20 protein-coding genes are annotated in these 25,529 nt (G+C 62.8%); 4 read left to right on the top strand and 16 right to left on the bottom strand.

Annotated features, from left to right (window positions below; all coding sequences use genetic code 11):
* Positions 1-25: 25 nt before the first annotated feature.
* The 3 genes from PMI20_RS19920 to fabF all read right to left on the bottom strand — a co-directional run bounded on the left by PMI20_RS19920 (position 26) and on the right by fabF (position 11,271).
* Positions 26-7,315: a non-ribosomal peptide synthetase gene (locus PMI20_RS19920; RefSeq protein WP_007932315.1), complete on the bottom strand. Its 7,290-nt coding sequence runs from the start codon at positions 7,313-7,315 to the stop codon at positions 26-28.
* Positions 7,316-7,866: 551 nt separating this feature from the next.
* A complete protein-coding gene (locus PMI20_RS19915; protein WP_007932313.1) occupies positions 7,867-9,675 on the bottom strand; it encodes a calcium-binding protein in 1,809 nt (602 codons plus the stop codon).
* Between the two features lie 327 nt (positions 9,676-10,002).
* Complete coding sequence (fabF, locus tag PMI20_RS19910; protein WP_007932312.1) at positions 10,003-11,271, bottom strand: beta-ketoacyl-ACP synthase II; 1,269 nt, start codon at positions 11,269-11,271, stop codon at positions 10,003-10,005.
* 115 nt (positions 11,272-11,386) lie between these two features.
* Here fabF and PMI20_RS19905 point away from each other — a divergent pair, with 115 nt between their 5' ends.
* Positions 11,387-11,893, top strand: a complete 507-nt coding sequence (locus PMI20_RS19905; RefSeq protein ID WP_007932311.1) for a winged helix-turn-helix transcriptional regulator — start codon at positions 11,387-11,389, stop codon at positions 11,891-11,893.
* 47 nt (positions 11,894-11,940) lie between these two features.
* On the opposite strand, the gene PMI20_RS19900 is transcribed toward PMI20_RS19905, so the two are convergent.
* The 7 genes from PMI20_RS19900 to PMI20_RS19870 form a co-directional block, all read right to left on the bottom strand.
* Entirely contained in the window at positions 11,941-12,354 is a 414-nt protein-coding gene (locus tag PMI20_RS19900) for a VOC family protein (protein ID WP_007932310.1), read from the bottom strand.
* Positions 12,355-12,570: 216 nt separating this feature from the next.
* Entirely contained in the window at positions 12,571-14,034 is a 1,464-nt protein-coding gene (locus PMI20_RS19895) for a GDL motif peptide-associated radical SAM/SPASM maturase (RefSeq protein WP_007932309.1), read from the bottom strand.
* A 148-nt stretch (positions 14,035-14,182) separates the two neighbouring features.
* Complete coding sequence (locus PMI20_RS19890) at positions 14,183-14,764, bottom strand: DUF1842 domain-containing protein (protein WP_007932308.1); 582 nt, start codon at positions 14,762-14,764, stop codon at positions 14,183-14,185.
* Positions 14,765-14,816: 52 nt separating this feature from the next.
* Positions 14,817-15,452, bottom strand: a complete 636-nt coding sequence (locus PMI20_RS19885) for a DUF1842 domain-containing protein (protein WP_007932307.1) — start codon at positions 15,450-15,452, stop codon at positions 14,817-14,819.
* Positions 15,453-15,487: 35 nt separating this feature from the next.
* Entirely contained in the window at positions 15,488-15,676 is a 189-nt protein-coding gene (locus PMI20_RS19880) for a DUF1843 domain-containing protein (protein ID WP_007932306.1), read from the bottom strand.
* A 491-nt stretch (positions 15,677-16,167) separates the two neighbouring features.
* The gene (locus PMI20_RS19875; RefSeq protein WP_007923559.1) at positions 16,168-16,764 is read right to left on the bottom strand and encodes a TetR/AcrR family transcriptional regulator; all 597 of its coding nucleotides are present in this window, start codon (positions 16,762-16,764) and stop codon (positions 16,168-16,170) included.
* Positions 16,757-17,608: a 3-hydroxybutyryl-CoA dehydrogenase gene (locus PMI20_RS19870; protein ID WP_007923557.1), complete on the bottom strand. Its 852-nt coding sequence runs from the start codon at positions 17,606-17,608 to the stop codon at positions 16,757-16,759. Before PMI20_RS19870 ends, PMI20_RS19875 begins: the two co-directional genes overlap by 8 nt.
* Before the next feature lie 171 nt (positions 17,609-17,779).
* Here PMI20_RS19870 and PMI20_RS19865 point away from each other — a divergent pair, with 171 nt between their 5' ends.
* Complete coding sequence (locus tag PMI20_RS19865; RefSeq protein WP_007923555.1) at positions 17,780-18,793, top strand: AraC family transcriptional regulator; 1,014 nt, start codon at positions 17,780-17,782, stop codon at positions 18,791-18,793.
* 23 nt (positions 18,794-18,816) lie between these two features.
* On the opposite strand, the gene PMI20_RS19860 is transcribed toward PMI20_RS19865, so the two are convergent.
* Both PMI20_RS19860 and PMI20_RS19855 read right to left on the bottom strand, forming a co-directional pair.
* Positions 18,817-19,440, bottom strand: a complete 624-nt coding sequence (locus tag PMI20_RS19860) for an HAD family hydrolase (protein WP_007923553.1) — start codon at positions 19,438-19,440, stop codon at positions 18,817-18,819.
* Positions 19,441-19,532: 92 nt separating this feature from the next.
* Complete coding sequence (locus PMI20_RS19855; RefSeq protein WP_007923552.1) at positions 19,533-20,180, bottom strand: hypothetical protein; 648 nt, start codon at positions 20,178-20,180, stop codon at positions 19,533-19,535.
* Between the two features lie 302 nt (positions 20,181-20,482).
* Here PMI20_RS19855 and PMI20_RS19850 point away from each other — a divergent pair, with 302 nt between their 5' ends.
* Positions 20,483-21,247, top strand: coding sequence for a hypothetical protein (locus PMI20_RS19850; protein ID WP_052034509.1), 765 nt, complete (start codon positions 20,483-20,485; stop codon positions 21,245-21,247).
* Positions 21,248-21,706: 459 nt separating this feature from the next.
* Here PMI20_RS19850 and PMI20_RS19845 read toward each other — a convergent pair whose 3' ends face one another.
* From PMI20_RS19845 to PMI20_RS19830, 4 genes are all read right to left on the bottom strand, one after another.
* Positions 21,707-22,108, bottom strand: coding sequence for a type II toxin-antitoxin system HicB family antitoxin (locus PMI20_RS19845; RefSeq protein WP_007923747.1), 402 nt, complete (start codon positions 22,106-22,108; stop codon positions 21,707-21,709).
* A gap of 35 nt (positions 22,109-22,143) precedes the next feature.
* Positions 22,144-22,326, bottom strand: a complete 183-nt coding sequence (locus PMI20_RS19840) for a type II toxin-antitoxin system HicA family toxin (RefSeq protein ID WP_007923746.1) — start codon at positions 22,324-22,326, stop codon at positions 22,144-22,146.
* A gap of 378 nt (positions 22,327-22,704) precedes the next feature.
* Positions 22,705-22,986 (bottom strand): hypothetical protein, encoded by a 282-nt coding sequence (locus PMI20_RS19835; RefSeq protein ID WP_007923745.1) that lies wholly within the window; start codon positions 22,984-22,986, stop codon positions 22,705-22,707.
* A gap of 376 nt (positions 22,987-23,362) precedes the next feature.
* Positions 23,363-23,719, bottom strand: a complete 357-nt coding sequence (locus PMI20_RS19830; RefSeq protein WP_007923744.1) for a DUF7079 family protein — start codon at positions 23,717-23,719, stop codon at positions 23,363-23,365.
* A gap of 317 nt (positions 23,720-24,036) precedes the next feature.
* Between PMI20_RS19830 and PMI20_RS19825 the strand changes: the two genes are divergently transcribed.
* Positions 24,037-25,467 (top strand): IS1182 family transposase, encoded by a 1,431-nt coding sequence (locus PMI20_RS19825; protein WP_007930624.1) that lies wholly within the window; start codon positions 24,037-24,039, stop codon positions 25,465-25,467.
* The last annotated feature ends 62 nt before the right edge of the window (positions 25,468-25,529 follow it).

Genomic DNA, 25,529 nt, shown 5'->3' with positions numbered 1-25,529 from the left:
CGCGGCCTCGTCGATCGACGGGTGGCTATGCCAGCTCCACCTTCGGTGCCCCTGTCCTGGGCAAGGAGCGCTTCAATCGGGTGGCGATGGTGCTGCCCACATACTCGATATGCGGCAGGCGCATCATGGTCAGGTGGTTACCCTGTACAGCGATCCGCTCTACCTTGTCCGAAACCGACAGCCAGCCTCGGTACGGGTCGCGGAATGCCGTGCCGACCAGCTCATGCGGGGCCAGCAACACCTCGGGCAGTTCGGTGTCGGCCGCGAACAGCGTCAGCGGCAGGTTCAGAGGCGGGAATTCATAGTCGACCAGCGCTTGCCAGTTGGCATGGAAGACCCGATAGATCCGCTCCAGGGCGAGCAGTGTCATGGAGGCATCGAAAATGCCTTTGTCGACGCCGTGCTGGCGGATCGCCTCCAGGGCCTGCGATTCACTGAGCGTGGCAAACTCGAGCGCTTCATAGTCGTACTCGCGTTGACCGTCGCCGCTGAGCAACTCCCACATGAACCAGTTCAGGAAGTCGCCAGGGTCGATCTCTACCTTGCCCTTACTTAACCGCACGATTGTGTCCAGCAGGAACACGTTCTGCAGTTCACGCCCGCGTTTGCGCAGTTCTCTGGCCAGCTCGTAGGCCACGACGCCGCCATAGGACCAGCCGCCGACATTCAGCGGCCCCTGGGGCATGACTGCCTCAATAGCGTCGGCGTAGTACGCCGCCTGGGCTTGAACCGACTGCAAAGGTTCACGGGCATCCCAGGTTCCCGGCGATTGCAGCGCATACAGGCGGACTTTGTCCCGCATGGCCCGCGCCAGCGCGGCATAGCACAGTACATGGCCACCGATTGGATGGATGAGGAAGAGTGCGGGCGCCTGTTCGGCATTTCTGAAGTCGACCAGCACACCGGTGTCGTGCGGTTCGCTGTCGATTCGTTGCAGCACCCGAGCGAATTCGGCAATGGTCGGTGCCTGGATGAAGTCGGACAGCGGCGGTTCCAGGCCATGCTCCTTGGCCAGCATCGCGATCAGGCGGACGGCCATGAGCGAGTTGCCGCCGATCTCGAAGAAGTCGTCATGCACGCCGATGTCTTCGATCCCCAGAGTCTTCTGCCAGCAAGCCTGGAGAAGCTGCTCTTCAGGGTTGCCCGGTGCAGTGAACGATCGTTGCCGGGTAACCTGGACCTCCATCTGCCGCAGGCGATTACGGTCGATCTTGCCGGTCGGCCCCAAGGGCATCCGGTCAATGATGACCAGTGAGGCGGGGAGCATGTAAGCGGGCAGCAGGCTGCGCATTCCAGCCTTGAGTCGTTCCAGGTCGAGTACCTGGGCTGGCGCGACCTGAATGAAACCCACCAGGAAACTCTGACCGTCGGGAGCCTGCCGGTCGACGACCGCCACTTGCTGGATGTCGACGCCTTGATGATTGGCCCGCAACAGGGCCATTTCCACTTCGCCGGGTTCGACACGGTAGCCGCGGATCTTGACTTGCGTGTCGCTGCGACCCAGATAGACGACATCGCCCGACGGCAGGCAGAACCCGATATCGCCCGTCAGGTACATGCGTCGCGGCTGACCGTCGAGGGTCCGCACGACAAAGCGTTCTTCGGTCAAGGCGGGCTGGTTCCAGTAGCCGTTCGCCAGGCAAATACCTTCGATGTACAGATCGCCAGCGACACCGGCCAGGCAACGCTGGCCCGCGCTATCGAGGATATGCACCCGTACGCCGTCGATCGCCTTGCCGATGGGCGGCAGGCTTGGCCAGGAAGCGGCCGGCCCCTCCAGGCGCAAGTGCGTGACGACGTGGGTTTCGGTCGGGCCGTAGTGATTTTCCACGACGCATTGGCCGATGCCGTCGATCAGGTTGCGGATCTCATCGGTGATTTTCAGCGCTTCGCCCGCCACATTGATCTGGCGTAGCGAGGCCGGACGGAGATCGAGCTGCGATGCCACTTCGGCCAGTCCCTGAAACGCGACATAAGGCAGGAACAGACGGTTGATCTCCTGCGTGCGAATAAACTTCAGCAACCGGATGAAGTCGTAGCGCAGGCTTTCGTCGATCATCACCAGTTCGCCGCCGCAGATGAGTGTCGAGACGATTTCCTGGAACGACACGTCGAATGAGATGGGCGCGTACTGCAAGGTTTTCTGCTGGCCACAGGCTTTGGGCGCTGGCAGGTCTTGGCGAGTCTGCCAGAGGACCATGTTGACCAGTGCGCGGTGAGGCATCGCCACGCCCTTGGGGCGCCCGGTCGATCCTGAGGTGTACAGCAGGTAAGCGAGGTCCTGGCCGCTCAGGTCGGCGGCTATCGAGGCGACCTGTCGTCGACAGCCGCGGCGGTCGTCGCTCAGTTGCTCGGTCAAGGTTTTCCAGGTGCATGCCGGTCGTGTGTCGATGCGCTCCGCAACGGTTTCGTCGATCAGCACCAGTCGTGGCTGTGAATCGTCGAGAATCAGCTGAATGCGTTCTTGCGGATACCCAAGGTCGATCGGCACATACGCGGCGCCGGCCTGCAGGATGCCCAACAGTGCGATCACCAGGTCCGGGGAGCGCGGCAGCATGAGCGCGACCCGGTCACCCTTGCCGATGCCCTGGCGATGCAACCAGTCGGCGATCCGGGCGCTCGCTTCGGCCACGTGGGCGTAGGACAGGCGAGTGTCGCCCGCGCTCAGCGCGATCTGCTCGCCGCCCCGAGAGAATGCGTCCTGCAGTAGGCTCGAAAGATTGTCACAGGCCAACACCGAGGGTACTGAACCCATGGCCGGCGGCGAGCTGTCGGTCGCTGGCCGCACCGGTATCACAGGGGCGGACTTCGGCGCCGCGACCATCGCCTCGAGAACGCGAACGACGTATTCGGCATACAGCTGCGCCTGGCTCGTTGCAACGCGGGCGGTCTGGTAGTCCATCTTCAGCAAGAGCGATCCATTGACCGGGTGTCGTCCTACCGTGGTCAGCAGATCGTAGTTGCTGGCCTCCGTGGTTTCCCAGTGCGCGAGCACTGGCTCATCCTGCTCCCGGGCCTGGTCCAGCACGTAAAAATCGACGTAGTTGAACACCCCATGCAAAGACACACCCGTTTGGCGGTGGATGAGGGCGAATGGATAACGGCGGTGGGCATGGATCTGTCGTTCCTGTTCCATCAAGGCTTCGATCATCCCGAGCCAACTGTCGGCGCGACGATCGAAGCGCAACGGCAGGGTATTGAGGAACAGCCCCAGCAGCGACTCGGTGTCGTCGAACTCCGGTCGACCATGGCCGATGACCCCGCACAGGATCTCTTCCTGGCCGGACAGTATCGAATGGGCAACCCCGTGCGCAGCGAGCAGGACGGTGCGTAGCGGCAGGGCGTGGCGCTGGCAGAACGCTTCGAGATCTGCCGCTTTCCGGGCGGGGATCTCGCGATACAGCGTCCGGTGCGTCACTGTGTCTGGCGCAACACAGTAGGCCCAGTTGACCAGGGCGGCGGCGGGGGCGTTCTCCAGGTAGCCTTTCCAGAATGCGCTGTGGCTTTGGTTGGCAATCGCTTGCTGTTCCAGTCGCGCGAAGTCGGCCGCAGAGGTGGTGAGCAGCGGCAGCGTGGCCGAGCGGTCGGTGTACAAGGCGAGCAAGTCGCGCATCAGCGTCGCAACACTCCATCCATCGAGAATGGCGTGATGGAAGCTGAACACCAGGTCGATCTCGTCCTGCGCGGCAAACACACAGAAAAGGTACAGCGGCGGACGTTTCCAGTCGGTGCGCAGACGCTTGCGCTCCTCGACATGGGCGGCGATGAGCCGTTGGCGCTCCTCCGGCGTCAGCCCGCGGACGTCGACGGTCCGTACCGGCGGGCGGATTCTTTTATGGATACGTGCCATCGGCTGGCCGGCATGGGCCATGTCGAACGACATCCGCAGCGCCGGGTGCCGCCGGATCAGGGCTTCACAGGCTTGTTGCCAGGCCGCGGCATCCCACTTCAGGCGCAGGGTATAGCGAAAGATATCGTGATAGATCGCCGAATCCGGATGCATCATCGAGTGGTAGATCATCCCGACCTGCAACTGGCTCGCCGGGAACATGTCGTCGAATACCGGCTGGTTGATGCGCCGGATGTCGGGCGCTACCAGCGAGAACGGGAGCGCCCGCTCAAACGAGTCCGCGTCTGTGGCAACGCTGTCCTGTGTTTCGAGGTGCCGGGCCAGTTGCGCGATGTCCGGATGCTGATAAACGTCCTCCAGGTTGAGGGGGATGTTGCGTTCGCGGGCCTTGACCTTCAAGCGGATCACTTTCAGTGAGTCGCCGCCCAGCATGAAGTAATTGTCATGGATGCCGATCGAGTCGCATTTCAGGTTTTCCTGAAACAGCTCGACCAGGGTGCGCTCCAGTTCGTTGCGCGGCTCGACCGCGGCTTCGCCGCCGGATACTGCATCCGGTACCGGCAGGGCCTTGCGGTCGAGCTTGCCGTTGACATTGAGGGGGAAACGCTCGAGTTCGATGCAGTGTCGAGGAACCATGTAGTCCGGGACGTGCCTGCGCAGTTCGGTGCGCAGTGTGGAATGCTCCAGGACGCAACCTTCGTCGCTCAGCAGATAGGCGATCAGGCTCGTATCGCCATCATCGTCGTGGCTGGCGGCCACTACCACATCCTTGACGCCTTCGCAGGCCCGCAGCCGGCTTTCGATTTCGCCCAGCTCGATCCGCAAACCACGGATCTTGATCTGGAAGTCGTTGCGTCCCAGGTACTGGACACTGCCATCGGGCAACCAGCGGCCCAGATCGCCGGTCTTGTAGAGGCGCTTGGGTCCAGCGCTGCCCAACGGATGATCGAGAAAGCGCTCGGCAGTCAGTTCGGCCTGGTTCAGGTAGCCTCGGGCCACGCCAATGCCGCCGAGATAGATCTCGCCCTCTACTCCCGGCGGCATCGGTTGCAAGTGCGTGTCGAGGATATGCATCTGCATATTGGCGATGGGTTTGCCGATCGGGGTGATGCCTTCATGCACATCGGGACGGCAATGCCAGGCGCTGACGTCGATAGCGGCTTCCGTGGGGCCATAGAGGTTGTGCAGCTGGACCCCTGGCAGGCGTTCGAAAAAACGCTCCTGCAAGGCGTAAGGCAAGGCTTCGCCGCTGCACAGTACTTGCCGCAGGCAGGGCAGGCGGTCGGGGTCGGCCTGATCGAGGAAGAGCTGCAGCATCGACGGCACGAAGTGCAGCATCGTGATCTCGGCGCCGGCCATGATGTCCGTCAGGTAGTGCGGGTCCTGATGGCCGCCAGGGGCCGCTACCACCAGTTGCGCGCCTGCGAGCAGCGGCAGAAAGAACTCCCACACCGACACATCGAAACTGAACGGGGTTTTCTGCAGGATGCGGCTGTCATGATCGACACCATAGGTCTGCTGCGCCCAGCGTAGCCGGTTGACCACGCCGTCGTGCTGGTTCATCACCCCCTTGGGGAGCCCGGTAGAACCCGAGGTATAGATCACGTAGGCCAGATGCCTGGCGGTCAGCCCGAGCGCCGAAGCATCAGGGTTGCTGTCCGGGCTTGACGAAAAGATCTCGCGGTCCGCATCCAGTCGCAGTACCGGCATGCTCGCCTCGGGCAAGGTCGCGAGCAGCGTCGTGGTCGTCAACAGCGCGCGTGGAGTGCTGTCGCTCAGCATATGGGCCAGGCGGTCCGCCGGATAACCGGGGTCCAGCGGTACATAGGCCCCGCCAGCTTTCAGGATGCCGAGCAGTCCCACGACCATCTCCAGGCTGCGTTCAACGCAGAGGGCAACGCGCTCGTCCGGACGGATGCCCAGCGCGAGCAACGAATGGGCCAACCGATTGGCTTGCCGGTTCAGCTCGCCATAGGTCAGGACCTGGTTTTCGAATCGCACGGCAATAGCATCGGGCCTGGCTGCGGCCTGGGCTTCGATCAGGGTGTGCAGCAATGGGTCGTCCGGGTACTCGACGGCCGTATGATTCCACTTGTCGACCTGTTCATGCTCGGTGGCTGACAGTAACGAGAGGGTGCTGACCGGCCGGGAGAAATTCTCGAGCACAGATTGCAGGATGCTCATGATGCGCTGTTGCAGCGCTTCGATCTCCGCGCCGTCGAAATAGGCTTGGTTGTAAATCAAATGTATCCAGACATCGTCGCCCGGCGCAGACTCACGTATGTGGACGGACAGCGGAGTCTGTTCAAAACCGTTGCAGAGTTTCACCGGATGTCCACGCGATTGGCCGAACCAGAGCTCCTGGTCTGCGATCTCGTAGGAAACGACCACATCGAACAGTTGCCGTCGCCCCGTGCGCTGCAGTTCAAGTTCGCGGTTCAGTTCGCTGAGAGGAAAGCGCTGGTGGCGATAGTCCTGTTTGAGGACCTGGGCGATGTTCCTGACCAGTTCGTCGAAACCAAGGGCATGGCCCAGGCTCAGCCGCACCGGGCTCATGCCGGCAAACAGGCCAAGCGTTGCCTTTTGCACGGCATTGGCACGGTTGAGGATCGGCACTCCGAACACCAGCTCATCACGCTGGGTAACGCGGGCGAAGTAGGTGTACAGCGCGCCCAGGATCACATGGAAGGCATTCGACCGGCTTGACGTCTTCGCCAGCGCATTGAGGCGGTCATACAACTCGCGCGGCAGGCGCCATGCGTGATTGCGACTGGGGGAAACGTTGTGTTCAAGGCGATCGCGATATCTGGCGGGCAATAGGGGTTCAGGCAGGGTGCGGTATTTGTCCAGCCAGTACTGGCGCTGGAGTTGATCCGATGCCCGGCGGGCTTTGCCCTGCCTGATGTAGTCGACGTAGGCCGGTGCCGTTGCGGGGATTTCCCGGTTTTGTTCCAGGGCGGTGTAAGCCTGGCCGACAGCGCGGCTGATCATGGCGACGGCCCAGCCATCGGCGATCAAGTGATGGCAGTTCATAAAGAAATAACAGGCGTCTTCACGGACTTTCAGCAGTTCCATGCGAAACAGGGGCCGTCCTTCAAGTTCGAACGGCTGTCGCAGGTTTGCTTGCATCAGGGCCTGTGCTGCGGCTTCGGGGTTGTCTTGCTGCGAGACATCGTGCACCGGCATCTGGAAGTCCAGAGCTTCCATGAAACGCTGCCTGGGCAGGTGAGCGTCCGACAACCCCGGAACCAGGACGGTCCGCAATGCATCATGTCGGCCAATGACCAGGTTGACGGCTTGTTCCAGTCTTTGCGGGTCGAGCACACCTTCGATCCGCACATACCCGCCGATGTTGTAAAGGGGCACGGCGCCTTGCAGCATCTGGTCGAGCCAGATCTCAAGCTGCGCAGCCGTGAGCGGATGAAAAGCAATGTCTTGACGGGAAAACGGCGTCGCCTGAGTCATTTTGGTTCTCCGCGTGCCGGCATGGCCGGCGAGAAAAGGTTGGGCGTTGACAGTCGATTCCAAGGCGTCGCACGTCCGTTCGGCGTGGGCGTTCGATCGCGCCTCCCGATCCAGGTGGCGGATGAATACCCCGCCATCGCGGGAGCCGTGAGACGGTGCCGAGGGCGCGGTCTTGAAAGAGGTAATTGGAAGTGCTGGAGCACTAGCTCAGGCGATAGGCCCGAGAGAGGGTCAGTCGTAAATCAACTGGACAGCAGAGGTCTTCATGGTTGCCGGTATGCATTCCACTTTGATAACTCCTGTGGGCTCGCTTGCGCTCGGTCCGGGCACTTGCGGTCGAGGTGGCCCGGTACAGCCGCGGGGCCGGTTCGAGGGTGGATGTCACCGGTTCCATAGTAGGAACAGGGCAAGCCTTTTGCTGTCAGCCTCAGTCGAGTTTTTGTCGATTTTCCGAGCCAGGGGCCAATGGGCTGCGGAGAGTGGGCGGCGTGTCGATCCAGTGCCGGTCGAGGCAACACCCTCCCACGAATGGAGGGTGTGCCCGTCGAGCGTCAGACCAGGCTGATCATGTCCGCGCTCAGTTGCGCGGGGTTGAAGCCGACCAGGGTGATGCTGCTGTCTCCCGCCACGATCAGGCTGTCGCTGCCTTGCTGGCTGGTGGCGCTGAGGACGGCGGCCGTGGAGGCGAACAAGGACTTGGAAAACACCAACTGATCGAACCCGTTCTGGTGAACGTTGAAGTCGCTGATCAGATCATGGCCGAACCCGACCTGGTCGAAGACAAACAGATCGCTGCCCACACCGCCGCTGAGGGTGTCGTTGCCCAGGCCACCCACCAGGATGTCGTTGTGCGCGCCGCCGTAGAGTGCGTCGTTGCCATTGCCACCGAGCAGGGTGTCGTTGCCGCTTCCACCGTGCAGCAGGTCATTGCCCGCGCCACCTTCGATAAGGTCGTCGCCGCCCTGGCCAAAGATCAGGTCGCGGGAGGCGGTACCCTTCAGCAGGTCTGCCAACTGTGTGCCTTCGGTGGCCTTGGCGTAGCTCTTGTCCGACCCGAACAGGCCTTCGAAATCGAGCTTGCTGCCGGTCACGGTAAAGGCCGGGGTCAAGGCCTGGCCCAGGAGGCCTTCAAACTCGACATGCTCGACGTCGTGCAGCTCCTTGAGGCCGTAACGTCCGTTGGTGTCGTTGAGAAACAGGCTGCCATCGCTCAGGCGCACGGCTTCGTAACTGGTGACCGTACCCTGCAGGAAGACTTTGTCGTCGCCCACGCCGCCAGCGACGATGTCGGTGCCGGTGCTGACCCTGAAGCTGTCGTTGCCGGCGAAGCCGTCGAGGAAGTCGTCGTTCCTGCCGTCCTGCAGCTTGTCCGCGCTGTCCGTGCCGAGGAGAAAGGCCGGTGTGCCGAAGTGGTTGGAGGTGGGGGAGTATTTGTCGCTGACCCAGGTAAAGCTGCGGCTGACCGGGTCGAGGTTGCTGATGACGATGGTGCTGTCACGCTCGATGTAGTCGTAGAACGTCGACTGGCCGATGCGCTGGATGGGGTTGATGAAAACGCCTTCCAGGTGCGCCACCCAACCGTTGGGATTGATCACGGAGAAGGGGCCGTTGGGCCAGGTGGGCAAAGCGTAGACCGTGTCGAACAGCACGATGTTGTCGGTGGTCGAGGTGTAGCTGGCATCACTGCCTTTGAGGGCCGCGAGAATGGCGCCGCTCAGGTCGGTCTGTTCGCCGATGAGCCGGTGCACGATGTCGTTTTCGAAGCCGAAGTTGAAGATGCCGTCGCTGTTGCTGGCCTTTGGCGACGCCATGCCGAAGTAGTCCGAATCCTTGAAAAAGCCGTCGGCCAGGTTTTCCCTGCCCAGGTACATGCTGTTGGTCACGGAGCCGCCCTGGCTGTAGCCGGTGACCAGCACATCCTTGCCCGTCAGGTTATGGCTGGTGGCGTAGTTCTTGATCGAGTCGAGCAGGTAGTCGTAGCCGTGGATATAGGAGTTGTCGATCATTGCCGGGTATCCCAGCAAGTCCATCGGCGAGTTGGTGCCGGCAATCGAAAAGCCCATTTTCACCAGCTTGCCGCTCTCGTCGTATTGGCCGAATACCTTGGCCTGGGAGCCGGATACGTTTTCGCCCTTGAAGCTGCCTGTCAGGTCGAGGTGGCTGCCGTCGATGCCCAGGTCGCTGGCGCTGATCTCGCGCCAGCCCTTGGGCAGGACAAAGGTGTTGCCTTCGCCCAGGACCGCCCCGGGCAAGTGGTAGAGCGCGCCTACCGTCGCTACGCCGCTGGTGTAGGTGGCCAGGTTCCAGGCATCTGAAATCAGCACGCGGCCGTCTTGGCCCTTGTAGTCGAATATCGCCATGGTTCGTTTTCCCTCACAAACTAAAAAGTCATGAACAAAAACAAGAGCTGAAGTCTTCTTGTTCTTCTTCGCTCGGATTTCGGAGCCTGGTGACTGCGCGCTCCGGAATCTGCGCCCAAGCTACTCATTCGTCTGGAAGGCGTGGGTCGGGCAGCCGGGTATTGGCACGATCGTCCTGGAAAAAGGCGGATCAAGCCGCAATAAATCTGGGTTTATTACAGTTTGGTTACCGCGAGGCGGGCCCCGCAGCCGTTTACTGCGCCGGGCCCTTGAGGTTTCAGCGAAGCGGTGCTGAAACCTCCTTCTGTGCGACGAGAATTTTCCGGCTTACCCCCAGCGCCGGAACAGCACGCTGGCATTCACCCCGCCAAAGCCGAAGCCGTTGGACATGGCGTATTCCATCGCCAGCGGCTGGGCCTGGCCACGAATCAGGTTGAGGCCTTCGGCGCCGGCATCCGGGTTTTCCAGGTTGAGGGTGGCGGGGGCGATCTGGTCGCGCAGCGCCAGGATGGTGAAGATCGCTTCGATCCCGCCGGCGGCGCCCAGCAGGTGGCCGGTGGCCGACTTGGTCGAGGCGATGGCCAGGTCGCTGTGGTTGCCAAACACGCTCTTGATCGCCGCCAGCTCGCCTTTGTCGCCCACCGGGGTCGAGGTCGCGTGGGCGTTCAGGTGCCGGACCTGCGACGGCTCGACGCCGGCCTGACGCAACGCCTGCTGCATGGCGCGGCGGGCACCGTCGCCGTCTTCCGGCCCGGCGGTCATGTGATAGGCGTCGGCGCTGGTGCCGTAGCCCACCAGTTCGGCGATCGGCGTGGCGCCCCGGGCCAGGGCGTGTTCCAGCTCCTCGATCACCAGCAGGCCGGCGCCTTCGCCCATCACGAAGCCGTCGCGCGCCTGGTCGAAGGGCCGCGATGCGCGCTCCGGCGTGTCGTTGAAATCGCTCGACAGGGCGCGCGCGGCCGCGAAACCGGCCAGGCTGACCCGGTGAATCGTGGCTTCCGTGCCACCGCAGACCGCGACGTCGATCTCCCCGGCGCGAATCATCCGCGCGGCGTCGCCGATGGCCTGGACGCCCGCGGCGCAGGCCGTCACCGGCGTGCCCAGCGGCCCCTTCAGGCCATGCTGGATCGACACATGACCGGCGGCCATATTGCTGAGGAAGGATGGAATGGTGAACGGCGAAAGACGGCGCGGCCCCTTGCTGTCGGTGGTGCGCACGGCGTCGGCGATGGCCGGGAAACCGCCCACGCCCGACGCGATGATGGTGGCGGTACGTTCCTGCGCCTCTGCCGTCTGCGGCGCCCAGCCGGCCTGGGCCAGCGCCTCCTGGGCGGCGGCGAGGGCGAACAGGATGAAGCGGTCCATCTTGCGCTGTTCCTTGGGCGCCAGCAGCGCGTCCGGATCGAAGCCGGCCTGCGGGTCCTCGGTGCGGTCGGGAACCTGGCCGCCGATGCTGATCGGCAGGTCGCCGATCAATGCTTCCGGTAGCCGGCGGATACCCGACTGCCCGGCCAGCAGGCGTTGCCAGACCTGTTCGACACCGCAGCCCAGCGGGGTCAATGCGCCCATGCCGGTGACGACAATGCGTTTGTTCATGACCTTTGTGCTCCTTCATCTCGTGTGGGGTGTGTCGCTCTATGGACGTCACTATCATCATGAAAGTAACATGCCCGGACCACAAATACGCAACTGCGAAATTCGAGGAACCGCCATGCAACGCAAGACCCTCCTTCACGACGAATGCCCGATTGCCCGCAGTCTGGAACGGGTGGGCGAGTGGTGGAGCATCCTGATCATGCGCGACGCCCTGCATGGCCTGCGGCGTTTCGAGGAGTTTTCCCGCAGCCTGCAGATCGCCCCCAACATGCTCACCCGGCGTTTGAATTCGCTGGTCGAGGACGGCTTGCTGGAGCGTCAGGCCTACAGTCAGCGGCCGTTGCGCTACCAATATGTGCCGACGGCCCGGGGCGAGGATTTTCGTGTGGTGCTGATGGCGTTCGTCGCCTGGGGCAATCGCCATTACGCGCCGGAAGGGGAAAGCGTGCAGATCGTCGAGCGCGCCACCGGCCGGCCGGTGCGGCCGATGATGGCCGACCTGGCCGATGGCCGCCCGGTGCCGCTGGAGGCGTGCACGGTCCAGGCCGGGCCGATGGCCGGCGAAGGCATACGTCAGCGCCTGGGAGCGCTGCGGGCGATGGAGGCCGAGGGCGAGGCCTGAGAGGCCGCGAATCGCCGCGGCCCCCTTGGCTTAACGACAGGCGCTTGTCACTGGTCCTTTTCGCAGTTGACCATCCACGAGGCGCCGAAGCGGTCGACCAGCATGCCGAAGCGCGCCGCCCAGAAGGTGGCCTCCAGCGGCATCTGCACAGTGCCCTGGTCCGCCAGCGCGGCGAACACCCGCTCGGCCTCGGCGATGCTGTCGACATTCAGCGATATCGAGCAGCCGTGGATACCCGAATATGGCCGGTCGGGCGTGCTGTCCGAACCCATGATGGCTTGGTCGCCCACTAGTAGGCGGGTGTGGATGACCAGGTCGTGACACTCGGCGGGAACATGGTCGCGAGCGGGGCTTTCGCCGAAGGTCATCATCACTTCGAGGGTGCCTTGCAGGCACTGGGCGTAGAACTTGAAGGCGGCGGCGCAATCGCCGTTGAAGATCAGGTAGGGATTGATTTTCATGCTGGGACTCCCGGATGGCAGGGGCTGCGGGCGCGCCGGGTGAGCCGGCCCGCTGGCAAAAGCTGATGGGGTGAGGCCTTCACTAGCAAAGCCTAAACCTGTGTGGCAGTGGGCTTGTTTTTAGACGGATTTCTCATGGGCCCGTGGCGGGTTATCACCCTTGGGGCACCCCCTGTCAGGCCCGCCGCCCGGTTGGCGGCGGGCCTAGGCTGGTGGCTACACCAGCCGGGTCTGGGGCATGCCCAGCAGGCCGGTCAGGCGGTCCATGATTGCCTGTTGCCGGGCACGGTCGGCCAGGTAGTCGGCCTCGGCGCTGGCCACATCGGCCGAGCAGTGCGGGCAGGTGGTTTCGTGGGCATGGATGTACTGCCAGCAGCCGCGGCACAGCGCCAGCTGGGTGGGCAGGCGTCCTTCCTCGGGGGATTTCTGCCCCTGGTTGATCCACGCCAGCTTGATCACCTGGCCGCTGTCGCTGACGCTGCTGACCGTCTCGCCGGTGTCGATGCGTTCGGTGATCAGGTCGAAGCGACCGACCGCGAACGACGCCTGGGCGGCGTCCTCGAGTTTGACGATGCGTTCGCGCAGGCCCTTTTTCTGCAGGTCCAGGGCGCGGTAGTGGCAGTACGGATTGTTGCCGGGCTTGCCCAGTAGCGAGTGCGAAGTCCAGGTGCAGCCGCCGCGGCACACGTCGTTGTAGTAGCAGGTGCGGCAATAACCCCAGAGGTCGTCGACCGAGCGCAGGCGGCCAAAATGCATGCCCTCGCTGTAGTGCCAGATGTCGTGCAGGTTCATGTCGCGCACATTGCCGCCGGAAAACCCCACCGTCGCCAGCGAAGGGCAGCCCTTGACCGTGCCGTCGGCTTCCAGGGCCAGCACCGTTTGCCCGGCGGCGCAGCCGCTCCAGTGCACGCGCTCGTCGCCGAAGCCGCGCCACATATGTTCGTAAGGGCCGTAGTAACCGATGTTGTTGCCCACGTTCATCAGCAGGCCGCGTTCCTGGCCTTCGCGGTAGAGACGCGCGAGCAGCGGCATCACTTCCAGCAGTTGATAGGGTTGCAGCAGCAGTTCCGGGTGGTCCACCGCATTACCCATGGCCACCGTCAGCTGGATCTGCCAATGGGTGGCGCCCAGTTCGATGATCTGGTTCATCAGCTCCGGCAAGTCGGGCAGGGTGGCTGCGCCGATCTGCGTGTTGACGCTGACCGCGAGCCCGGCCTGCTTGGCCCGGCGCAGGGTGTCCACGGCCTTGTCGAAGGAGCCCGGGACATTGCGCACGGCGTCATGCAGGGGCGCCAGGCCGTCCAGCGAAACCCCTACGCCGTTGAGCCCGGCCTCCACCGCGGCCTGCATTTTCGCCGGGGTCAGGTTGCGCCCGCCGGTCTGGATCGCGCAGTAGATGCCATGGTCGTGGATGGCCTGGATCAGGCGGGTCCAGTCCTTGCGCAAATAGGCTTCGCCGCCGATCAGGGTGACTTCCCGCGTGCCGAGGGCGGCGAGGGCGTCGATCACGTCGAGGCATTCCTGGGTGTTCAATTCATTGGGGCGTCGGTGGCCGGCGCGCGAGCCGCAATGCAGGCATTTGAGGTCGCAGGCGAGGGTGATTTCCCAGACCACATGCACCGGTACGTAACGCTTGAGGTCGGTTTCGCTGAGGTAGCGGGCGGGGCGATTGGCTGACATGGACAGTCCTTTGCGCGCACACAGGCGCGCGGCACGAACCTGGCGGATGTCCGCGCCGTCCCTGGCGATGCCGGCCCGGGCGGACAAAGGGTTTGCCAGTGGGGACCCGGGCCTGGCCCTGAGGAAGGCCAGGCCCGGACGCCACCTTTCAGCGAGCTTCGAGGCGGGCGATCTCGGCGTTCAGCTGCTGCAAGGCGCTGCGCAGCGCATCGCTGCTGGCCAGTTGCTGCTCGCCCTGGCGGACCACTGCCTTGAGTTGCGCCAGGTCACCGCTGGCCTGGGCATGCTGTACCGCGACGGCATACAGCGGGATGGGGTGATGCGGCACGGGTTCCGGGTGCGGGATCGACGCCTGGCTGACGGTGCCGTGCTGCACGTCCTGCCAGCTGCCCTGGTAGTAGTACCGGTAGCTGGCGGAACCGCTGGCCCAGTCGAGCCCGAGAATGCCCTGCAGGTGGAAGGTCTCGGCGATCTGGCTGGTCGGACCGCTGGGGTTGCCGTCGAGCTTTAGAATGATGTGGCCTTCGGTCGAGGGGTCCAGGTGGAGCTGGGAATACTCACCCCACACGTCGGCGAAGAAGTTCACCGGCGGGTAAGTGCTCTTGAACACGCGGGCCACGCCGCTGACTTTTTTCTGCGGGGTGTTGACCAGAAGGTCGAGGGTCAGAACCGGGGCCCCCAGCAGCGCCGTGGTGACGTGGAGGCGGGTGTGGAACAGTCCAGTTTGCATGGTGCAACTCCTTGTTCGTATTCAGGGAAGTCGGGTCAGGGGCGAGCGGCGGTCAGCGGCGCTCGAGCTTGCCGATTTCGTCCTTGGCTGCATCCAGCGCGTTGCGCAGTTGTGGCAACTGCTCCAGTTGCTCCTGGGCTTGGCTGGCCAGGGTTTTCATCTGGGCCAGGTCGCCGCTGGCAATGGCACCATGGATTGGCGCGGCATACAGCGGATGGATTGGTGGATACGCCTGCAGGGCCGGAGCGGTTTCCTGGTGCGTTTGCAGGGTGTAGGAGGGCACCGGCCCGACCAGATGGGCCGGAACGTTTTCGACCGATACCCATTGATGGCCGTTGTAGTACTGGTAGTTGGCGACGCCGCTTTGCCAGTCTTCGCCCACCACCAACTGGATCTTGAAGGTGACGACCGAGTTGGAGCCCGGTCCGCCCTGATTGCCCTGGGCGGTCACCAGGATCTTGCTCGTGCTGGGCGGCATGACGGTCAGGTAGGTGTATTGCCCCCACACATCGGACGGCAATTCCAGGGGAGGATTGACGGCCTGGGTGATGAGCGAGGTGCCGCGCACAGTCTGGTCGGGGGTGTAGACCAACAGGTTGAGAGCAAGGCTTGGCGCGCCCGGGATCGGATTGCCGATCCGGTAGCTGAGGGGAAACAGGCCAACAGGGGACGTAGTGGAACCGGACATGATTGCCTCCATTGCATTAGAAAATGGAAACGGCGTTAGCGCCGTTCCAGACGGGCGACTTCCTGTGCCAACTGCTCGTAAGCGCTGCTCAGATCCTTGGATTCTTTCTGGGATGTATCGCGTTGTTTGAGCAGGGACTTCATCTGCGGCAGGTTGCCGAGGGAGATTGCTTCTTGAATTGCCACGCCATAAGGCGTGACGGGGTGGAGCGAGGATGAACTCATGGCGTTGCCTTCCGTGGGAGGTTGTAGAGACTGCGCTATCCGGCAGCTTTTGCAGTTAAGCAGGCCGGGCACGGGGCAAACGCGAGGGTGAACAAATAACTTTGAATAGCCGTTATCGGGAAAAAATATATCCAGGCAGGACAAGGAACTGGCGCGGCCCTATAGCGCGTTTGGCAATCAGCGACCCACCGCTTACAAGGAATGAATACAAGCAGGCGCCACCACTTACATGCCCCGCCATCCGCCTTATCTGTAGCCGCAGCCGCAGGCTGCGATCGAGCCGCAGGCTCGCGGCGACCGCACGGACGCCGAAGCCCCTGCGGGCCTTATCGCAGCCTGCGGCAGCGGCTACAGGAGGTCATTTTTTGCCAGAGGTAATGCGCAGCGGCTACAGGGGCGGTTGTTGTCTGTGGGAATGCGGTCGGCAGTCGATGGTCGCAGGGGCGGTGATTTGGCGGTGGGGTGGGCGGCGATTGCCGTTGCGCCGCGGTTCAGGCCACGGCGCTCTGCGGCGCGCTGTTCAACAGCCGTTCCAGGGCGCCGCTGAGCAGGTGTTCCAGCAGGGTTTCGCGCTCGTGCTCGGTCAGTGGCTGCTCGTCCAGCCAGCCGGGCGCGCTGTTGAGCAGGCTGGCGATGGCATGCCCGGTGGCCTGCAGCGCCGCGTCGCCGAGCCGCGGCAGCGGGCCGAGGAGCATCAGCAGGCGGCGTTCATATTGCTCGCGCAGCTGGCGCACGCGCTGCTGCTGGTCCTGGTTCAGGCAACCGCTGTCGCGCTCCACCAGGCGGAAATGCCGGGGCAGTTCCCGGTGCAGTTTCAGGTGGGCGCGGATCAGGGTGCGCAGGCGATCGTCGGGCGCCTTGCGCCGTCGTTCGATGCGCCCCAGGGTGCCGAGCAGTTCGTCGTAGAACTCTTCGATCAGGTCCAGCAGCAGGTGCTGTTTGCTCGGGTAATGGTGATACAGCGAGCCCGGGGTCAGCCCCAGATGGCTCGCCAGCTCGCGCATGCCGACCTGGCCGAACCCTTTGCTGGCGAACAGCTCCAGAGCCTTGTCGCGGCTTTCGGCAAAACGCGAGCAGCGCTCAGCCATAGCGGTGGAAGCCACGTTCGGTCTTGCGCCCCAGGTAACCGGCGGCGACCATTTCCTTGAGCAGCGGCGCGGGCCGGTATTTGCTGTCGTTGAAGCCATCGTAGAGGGCCTCAAGGATCGCCAGCAGGGTGTCCAGGCCGATCAGGTCGGCCAGGGCCAGCGGGCCGATCGGCTGGTTGCAGCCCAGGCGCATGCCGGCGTCGATGTCCTCGGCGCTGGCCAGGCCTTCCTGCAATACCAGGATCGCCTCGTTGATCATCGGCACCAGGATCCGGTTGACCACGAAGCCCGGGCGGTTGCCGGCGGTGATCGCGACCTTGCCCAGGCGGGTGGCCATGTCCAGGGCCAGGGTGTGGGTCGCGTCGCTGGTCTGCAGGCCGCGGATCACTTCGATCAGGCCCATCACCGGCACCGGGTTGAAGAAGTGCAGGCCGATAAAGCGCTCGGGTGCGCTGACGCTGGCGGCGAGCTGGGTGATCGACAGCGACGAGGTGTTGGAGGCGATGACACAGGTGCTGGCAACCTGGGCGGCGATCTGTTGCAGCACCCGCCGTTTCAGCTCGAGGTTTTCCGTGGCCGCTTCGATCACCAGTTGTGCGTCGACCAGGCTGGCATAGTCGGTGCTGGTGCGGATGCGCCCCAGGGTCGCCTGTTTCTGCGCTTCGTCCAGGCTGCCCTTGGCAATCTGCCGGTCGAGGTTCTTGGCCACGGTGGCCAGGGCCTTTTGCAGGGCGCTGTCGCTGATGTCCAGCAAGGTCACTTCGAACCCGGCCTGGGCACAGACCTGAGCGATACCGTTACCCATGGTGCCGGCGCCGATCACACCGATATTCTGCAGATTCATCTTGGCTTCTCTTTCTTCGTCCGGACGTGTCGCAGCGCAGCGCGAGCGCGTCTTGCAATGCAACCTTCGAGGCGCGAGTCTAGTGCTCGCGCCGACCCCGGCCTATGCCAAAAGCGCTCAGCCGCGCTGGCGTTTTTTGCCATGTCCACAGCCACAGAGAGCAGTCATTCCATGCGGGAAAAGGATTCGGTCGCGGTCTACTTCGTGCAGGTCATGGTCCACGCCTTGCGTGAGCGGCCCGAGCGCCTGGCCGCGGTGCTGGCCGAGGCGGGCATCGATCCGGCCTTGCTCGGCCAGCCCGAGGCGCGGGTGCCGGCCAGCGCGTTCGCGGCCCTGTGGCTGATCCAGATCCGCGAGCTGGGCGACGAGTTTTTCCAGCTCGATTCCCACGGCCTGCCGCCGGGGGCGTTCGCCCTGATCTGCCGCGGGCTGATCCAGGAGCCGACCCTGGAAAAGGCCCTGCGCCAGTGCCTGGCCAACTTCGGCCTGTTCCTGCGCGACTTCCGTGGCAGCCTCAGCGTGCGCGGCAAGCGCGCGGTGCTGAGCCTCGACAGCCAGCCTTGCGATGACGCCGCCGGGCGTTTTGGCGAAGAGACCTTCCTGGTGCTGATGATCAGCCTGCTGTGCTGGCTCGGCGGGCGGCGCATTGCCATCGACCGCGCCGACTTTCGTTATCCGCGCCTGTCCCTGAGCGACGATGCCTTGCTCTGGGGGCCGAACCTGACCTTCGGCGCCGAGCGCACCGAAATCGAATTCGCCAGCCGTTTCCTGCGCCTGCCGGTGGTCCAGGACCTGGCCTCGCTCAAGGTCTTTCTGCGCAGCGCGCCGCAGTGGCTGGTGATCCGTTTTCGCAACCAGCACGGCCTGGCGACCCAGGTCTATCAACGCCTGCGTCGCAGTCATTACAGCCAGTGGCCGACCCTGGAAGCCTTCGCCGGCGAGGTGCAGGTCAGCCCCAGCACCCTGCGTCGGCGCCTGGAGCGCGAGGGCGTGTCGTACCAGGAAATCAAGGACGAAGTGCGCCGCGCCATGGCCGTCGAACTGCTGCGCCAGAGCCGCGCGAGCATCGGCGAAATCGCCGAGCGCACCGGCTTCCAGGAGCCCAGCGCCTTCCACCGCGCGTTCAAGAAATGGACCGGCGAAAGCCCCGGACGCTACCGCGCGCGCTACCAGCCTGCGACCTGACAGGCTGGCGCGCCTGCGTCAGTTCAAACCGCCAACCCCAAGACCTGCAACTGCCGTCGCGTCTCTGCCGCCGACCGGTGCTCAATCGCATTCCAGCCCAGGGCCTTGGCGGCGACGATATTCGGCGCGTGGTCGTCGATGAACGCCAACTCCTGCGGCGCCACGTCTGGCAGGTGCGCGCGAATGCGCTGCAGCGTGGTCTGGTAGATCTCGGCGTCAGGCTTGATCTGCCGCTCTTGCCCGGACACCACGATGTCGCGAAAACGCTGGAGGAACGGATAGTTGTCCCAGGCGTAGGGGAAGGTCTCCTGGGACCAGTTGGTCAGCCCGAACAGCGGCATCTGCGCCTGGTGCAGTTCTTCCAGCAAGGCCACGCCGTCATCCAGCTGGCCGCGGAGCATTTCCGGCCAGCGCCCGTAATAGGCCTCGATCAGCGGCGCATGCTCCGGGTGTTCGGCCAGCAGGCTGCGGGTCGCTTCGGCCAGTGGCCGCCCGGCGTCCTGCTGGGTGTTCCAGGCCTGGGTGCAAATGGTCTCGAGGAACCATTGGCGGCGGGCATCGTCGGGGATCAGTTGGCGGTACAGATGGTGCGGGTTCCAGTCGAACAGCACGCCACCAAAATCGAAAACCACAGCACGAATTGTCATCAGCACGTCCTTTTGAGCGGTTGTGGGTCAGGGCGACATCCTGCGACGGCAGGCGATGCAATGCAATTTGCCGGAGGGGCTAGCGCCGTCCCTCAGTCGACAATCACCCGCTCGTTCGGGTCATCGCTCAGGCACACGCTCATTTGTTGCCCGGCCTTGTTGAACGCACAGGTGGGCAAGGGCTGCTTGATGAAATTCAGCGCCGGGAGGATGAACACGCCGGCCAGGATCAGCGCGCCCACGATTCGGGGCAACAGTACATCCGCGCTGGTGGCGGCTGGCCGGGGTTTGAGGCGCCCGCGCCGATACCAGTGTAGCCCGCTGAGGACCAGGCCGCAGCCGATCGCCATCGCGTAGTCCAGCTCCCAGGATTGCGGGCTGAAGATCAGGTTGCCGTCGGCATCGTCCGGGTAATTGATCCGCCACCAGGCGCCCAGCAGCAGCGGCACCAGGCCGGCGACGATCCAGGCCAGGCGGGCGCCGGGCATGCGGGTGAGCAGGGCCAGGGTCAGGCCGAGGAGGCAGACGAGCCACAGGCCGAGGAACAGTTGGAAGCCCATGGCGCCGCCGAACAGCGTGCCGCTGACGTCCCGCGGGACGATCAGTTGCAGGTCGGTGATCACCATCACCGCCAGCGGGGCGGCCACGGCGATGCCGCTCAGGAGCGCGTTGATCCATGAGCACAGGGTGAACAGGCGACGGATAAGCAGGTTCGACAAAGAGGGGGCGGGCGCCAACACGTTTCTTCCTTGGGCAGTGTGCGGGGCGCGCAGTATGCAAGGCCGCCGCCGGTTTTGCATCAGTCGTCGAAGCCGTATCGGCGAGCCGCCATGGGCGGGGTGGCGCGCGTGGCCATTGGCGGGCTGGCGTCGGCGCCTTGATGGTGTTTTGGGGCGAGCCTGCACGCTGCCGGCCAGGGCGTCGGCGGGGTTGGCCGGCGATACACGGTTGGCCCGGCCACCGCACTTTTTGCGTTTTTGCGGTTCTATTCAGGGCCAGGCCGCGCCGACTCCCCGCGCGGCCAGAGTCCAGAATGGTGCCGATGGTTTATCCGCTTTCTCGTTATTCCTTGCGCGTGTTTTGCCTGCGTATGCCGCGCCAGCCACTGTGGCTGGCCGCTGTCTTGATGCTCTGCGCCACGGGTTGCAGCCAGCAGCAGGGGCGCGACATGGTCCACCAGTTCAGCAATGGCAAACCCCAGGAGTTCTTCCAGACCAGCGTCGACCGCATGGCCACCCTGAGCATGCGCGATAACCTGCAAAGCCTGTACCTGCTGATGAACAAGCTCTACCTGCGCAACCCCAACCAGTGGCGCGAGTGGGGGTATACCGACGCTACCAGTGCCGCGCGGGATATCCGCCAGGCCATCGAGCAGCAGAAGGCCTTGCCGGCCCTGGGCAACCGTCGCGACCTGGCCGCGTTGAGTTATGCCCTGAGCCCGGAGTTTCGTGGCGACCGGGTTGGTGCCTTTATCTATGCCATTGGCAGCATGCTGGTGACCGCCCATGGCGGGCGCACCGAGTTTTTTATGACCGACACTATCGATCCGCAGTTTGTCAGCAATGCGGCGCGCAATATTGAAAAAGCCACTTGGATGCTCAGCCAGCGGCAGGGGGCCAATGGGGAGCTGTTGCTGTTCTCCAATGAGATTTCGGAGGAGGGCAGCAATCTGAGTTTTGCGGTGGAGTTTGGGAAGATTGTGGCGCGCCTCGACCTGCTGACCCAGATGCTCGACGAACGTTACCGGCGTATTGGACTGAACTACGCGCAAAGTCTGCTGCTGATGAATTTTTTGCCGGTGCAGTAGGGCGCTGTCGTCCGTGATCTTCTTGGGTACATATCTGTTGCTGCATGGGCTTTTGTAGGAGCGAAGCTTGCTCGCGATAGCGGTAGTGGTTTCGCTGGTGATGTTGGACGGGGTGCATATCCGTTCCTGCGGTAACGGCTACTTATGGTTCCGCTCTTACAGCGGGTCACTTTGGAAAATCCGGAAGCCGGCCCAGTCCAAAGTAACCAAAACGCTTTGCCCCACCACTTGGTGCCTCGCTAAGGCTCGGCATGCCCGAACGAAGGCATTGAGCCGTGGGCCGCCGCCACAGGCCATCCATGGCCTGGGGCGGCTAACCCGGCATCCCTGCCGGGTTACCCACGGCTCAATGCCTGCGTTCGGCCATCGTGGTTAACGGGGCTTTCAGATCAAAAGCCAAAGCCAAAGCCAAAGCAAACGGTGGCCTGCCCGCCGGCCTGAATTTGGGCTTCAAGGTCTTTAACGCCCCAGCTTTTCCATCGCCGCATCCGCGAGAAAAGACGACCGGCTCTTGATGTTGTGCTCGCGCACAAAGCGGTCGATGCGTTGAATCACGTAGCCCGGCAGGGTCACATTGACCTTCTCGGTTTTGCCCAGGTAAGGCGTGATATCGATATCCAGCATGCCCCAGCCCATCCCTTCGAAGTCGGGGTTGGCGCGGTGTGTGCCGGTGGGCGAGGGCAGGGGAATGGCTTGTCCCTCACGGGCCAGTTCTTCGAGCATGACGTGGGCGATCTCGATGGCGGCGCTATACGCGGCCTCGAAGGTGTCGCCGGCGGTTACCGCGCCAGGAATGTCGGGAATCTGGATGCCGGTAGCCGTGTGCTCGTCGCCCCACTCTATGCAGATGGGATATTGCACGGGGATCTCCTCATAAGGTGCGAAGGCCGAAGGGGCTATATCAGCCCGGCCAGTTTCTTGATGGCCCTGACCGTCCCCCGTGGCAGATCCTTCTTCGGGTGCGGCACCGGAACGGTCTCGGGCCGGTAGGGATGCTTGAACAGATGATGGTTGCCGGTGACGCGCTCCAGCACCCAGCCTGCGGCTTCAAGCTCCTTGATCAACTGTCTGCTTTGCACCTCCATCTCCTTATTGGGGTGAGAGGTGCTTTATAACTCCAGGCGCATAGTAGCGCAGGTTGAATTATGTGTCTGGAGTTATGTATCTGAGCATATCGTTCAGAGGGCACGTCACTATGGGATCGACGCTCCCTGTAGCCGCTGCCGAAGAATGAGGCTGCGATCGGCTGCGCAGCAGACGCAAATCCTGCCTCCCGGATTTACCTGTTACACCGCGTTGCCAGGTTTGGCGTGCGCTTCGTCGGAGTGCCACCCAGCCCGATCGCAGCCTCATTCTTCGGCAGCGGCTACAAACAGCATTTCAGGTTTGATCAGAGACTCAGATGTCGGGGCCGCTGCGTGCCCCGACCAGGTTTCCTCGCCACAGCTCAATAGCGCTCAGGGCTCCTGCCCCGTGCGCCACTGAATCACCTCCAACACCGCACACCCTTCCCGGGTCAGCAAATGCACCCCTCGTGTCACCCGCGTCAGATCGCAGTCGGAAATATCTTTCAGGTTAAGCGTGGACAGGCTGTCCATCAGGTCGCGCACCACGGTGAAACGATGGGCTGCGCAAGCCGCCAGATCGCTCAAGGGCGCGTCGGTATCGAGGTAGAAAACGGGAGCGTCGGCGTCGTGGGTGTCGATGGGGGTGAAGCGGGAAATCGATTGATCGTCCATGGTCGTTACTCGTTGTAGAGCTTCCACCATTTGCGGCCAAGCAAATTGAGGGTGGCAGCTGTGTGAGGGTTGGCCGACCGGTTTACAACGACACCGGCACACCCGAAGGTGTCCCGCACACAGCCGCCATAACACAGAATCGCAGGCACAAAAAAAGCGTCTGCAATGTGTTTGGACGCTGATGCGTCGTTGTAATTCGACCGGCCAAGGTCGTTCGCGGATTTTGCCGCGAGCGCGAACTATAGGGGCCGCGCTTGAGCGGCGCAACCGCGTATTGGTGGGGATGTTTGAGGGGTTGTGTCGGAGCGTTGGAGGCGACGGCGGTGGGGCGTAATTACATTGACTTGATGCCCTAATGTCCGTTCATAACCGAACCTCAAAGCCTGCAAGCAATTTCCTTCCACATGTAGTCGTAGTTGTACTTCAGCCATAGAGCCAGCACCTTATCAAACTGCCTGCGTAACCAATTACGCTTCCGCGCCGCCAGCCTTTCCTCGATCCTGGCTCTGAGCCAGTCGGGGTCAAAGCCTGTCCAGACAGAGGGCAAGACTGCTGCAAGGTTGGAGAAGCACACGGGCGCCACTTCTGAATAAAAGATTTCGTAGAGTACGTCAGGATCGACGCCTTTGACCTGTCGCGCGATGTAGTCGTAATCGGTCGGAAAATAGTTGAATGGCTCAGACAGTGCGGTTCTGACTTCTGTCAGTTGTGGCTCGGTCAGAAAATGTCCCAATGCGAAAACTCCTCTAGTTCCTCATCGAGGGAATCCGCGACCGCCTCACCCGCGACGCCGCCTGCGACCGACCCGACCAAGATAATCAGCATTTTTTGGGTTTAGCCATGATGGCCTGCTGTCAAAACTCGTGAGCGTCACAACCTATCCCGAATGCCACGCCCAATTAGTAACCCTCGCATAGGATGTTAGAGACAGAAACGCACAAAATGCTTCGCTTTTTAAAAGCTATGAGTCCGCTTTCGGCCCAGGCTGTGTAAAAACGCTGGCATCGACCTTGCTGTGATTTGATGGATTCAAATCAGTGGGGAATGCCGATGAAGCGTTTTATCCAGGGAGAGCATCGAGGCCAAAGTGTGTTGCTTCCCGAGAGCCTGGATGACTACGTGGCGGACACCAACCCGGTGCGTGTGGTCGATGTCTTCGTCGATGAACTCGATCTTGGTCAACTCGGTTTCGAGGGCGTTGTCCCCGCAGAAACTGGTAGGCCTGCTTACCATCCTGCCGTCCTGCTGAAGATCTACATCTACGGCTACCTCAATCGCATCCAGTCCAGTCGCCGCCTTGAGCGAGAGACCCAGCGCAACGTCGAGCTGATGTGGTTGACCGGGCGCCTGATGCCGGACTTCAAGACCATTGCCAACTTCCGCAAGGACAACGGTAAGGCGATCCGCGGCGTTTGTCGGCAGTTTGTCGTGCTGTGCCAGCAGCTCGGTCTGTTCGCCGAAGCGCTGGTGGCTATCGACGGCAGCAAGTTCAAGGCGGTCAACAATCGTGATCGCAACTTCACCAGTGCCAAGTTGCAACGGCGGATGGAGGAAATCGAATCCAGCATCAACCGCTACCTCACCGCCCTGGACACTGCCGATCGGCAGGAGCCTGCCGTGGCACAAGCCAAGGTCGAGCGACTGCACAGCAAGATCGCGGCGTTAAAAGTGAAGATGCAGGAACTCCAGGCCATCGAGATCCAGCTTCAGAGCGCCCCGGACAAGCAGATCTCCCTGACCGATCCAGATGCACGCTCGATGATGACGCGCGGCACCGGGATGGTTGGTTACAACGTCCAAGCTGCGGTCGATACGAAGCATCACCTGATCGTGACGCACGAAGTCACCAACGACGGCGTCGACCGTGACCAACTGAGTAGCATGGCCATGCAGTCGCGGGAAGCGATGGGCGTGGAAGCGCTCTCGGTGGTCGCTGACCGAGGCTATTTCAAGAGCGAGGAAATCCTCGCCTGCCACGAAGCTGGCATCACGGCTTTCGTGCCCAAGACGCTGACTTCGGGGGCGACAGCGGCTGGCCGCTTTGGCAAAGGTGACTTCGTCTATGACGCAGCAAGGAACGAGTACCGTTGCCCGGCAGGGCAAAGCCTGATCTGGCGCTTCTCACACGTCGAGAAAGGACTAAAGCTGCACCGTTACTGGAGCTCGAACTGCCAAAGGTGTGCGTTGAAAGATCAGTGCACACCGAGCGCACAGCGCCGGGTGAGTCGCTGGGAGCATGAGTCGGTGCTCGATGCGATGCAGACTCGTCTGGATCAGGCACCGGAGATGATGCGCATCCGCCGTCAGACGGTGGAGCATCCATTCGGCACGTTGAAGGCCTGGATGGGCGCTACTCATTTCCTCACCCGAACGCTCGACCGGGTGAGCACGGAAATGAGCCTGCATGTGCTCGCCTACAACTTCAAACGGGTGCTGAATCTGCTGGGTAATGGTGCGCTGATGGCTGCGATGAGGGTCTGAAACCCCATTGGCAGATCGTTGAACTCATCGCCAAGCATCGCAGATCCACACTTGCCCGAATT

The organism is Pseudomonas sp. GM17, assembly GCF_000282175.2.
Classification (GTDB): domain Bacteria; phylum Pseudomonadota; class Gammaproteobacteria; order Pseudomonadales; family Pseudomonadaceae; genus Aquipseudomonas; species Aquipseudomonas chlororaphis.
Note: the sequence above shows the minus strand (reverse complement) of the source record. Positions and strands in the feature narration are given on the sequence as shown.